The organism is Mycobacterium sp. E2462, from assembly GCF_001672685.1.
In the GTDB taxonomy this organism is placed as follows: domain Bacteria; phylum Actinomycetota; class Actinomycetes; order Mycobacteriales; family Mycobacteriaceae; genus Mycobacterium.
In genome coordinates, this window is the sequence record NZ_LZKC01000080.1 from 1 (window position 1) to 770 (window position 770).

1 protein-coding gene is annotated in these 770 nt (G+C 66.5%); it reads right to left on the bottom strand.

Translation table 11 applies throughout. The annotated features are described in order from the left end of the window. Positions 1-701, bottom strand: a 701-nt coding sequence (locus A5714_RS03975; RefSeq protein ID WP_156747160.1) for an MCE family protein, incomplete at its 3' end; no start/stop codon positions are given. Positions 702-770: the final 69 nt, after the last annotated feature.

A 770-nucleotide genomic window follows, 5' to 3' on the forward strand; every position in this document is an offset into this window, starting at 1 on the left:
ACCACGTCGAGCGCCTTGGGCACCGTCAGCAACGCCTTGTCGACCACCGGGTCCTGGGCCGCGACCTGACCGACCAGGCCGTTGAGGTTCTCCGCGGCGGTGATGATGTCGTCGGTCTGGTCGTTGGTGCGCGCGATGAACTCGTCGAGTTGGTTGAGCAGGCTGCGCATGTCGTTTTCGCGCCCGGCGAAGGCCTTCGCCACCGCCTGGTTGATTTCCTGCAGCTGCGCGATGCCCCCGCCGTTCAACAGGATGGACACCGACGCCAGCGTCTGCTCGGTCGTGGGATACAGGCTGGCCCGCGCCAACGGGATGACCGCGCCGTTCTTGAGCTGGCCGACCGGCGGCTCGTCCTTGGGAGGCGCGAGCTCGATGTGCATGGAACCAAGCAGGCTGGTCTGCCCCAGCTTGGCCGCCGCATTGGCGGGCAGGTGGACGTCACCATTGATGCGCATGGTCACCAACGCGTGCCAGTCTTGCAGCTCGATCTTGGTGACGTTGCCGACGTTGACGTCGTCGACCCGAACCCGGGTGTTCTCCTGAATGGTGACCACGTCGGGCATCTGCGCCTGAACGGTGTAGGCGCCCGGGCCGCCGCCCGCGGTGCCGGGAAGCGTGAACGAGTTCAGGCCGCGCCATCCACAGCCTGACAGCGTTGAAAGTACTGCGCCGCAGGCTAGTACGGCCACCGCGCGCCTCATGAGGGCGGACCCGTCGGGAGCATCAGGTCCTTGAGCACTTGTGTCGAGTTGGTCAGGGTGTTCGGCGGC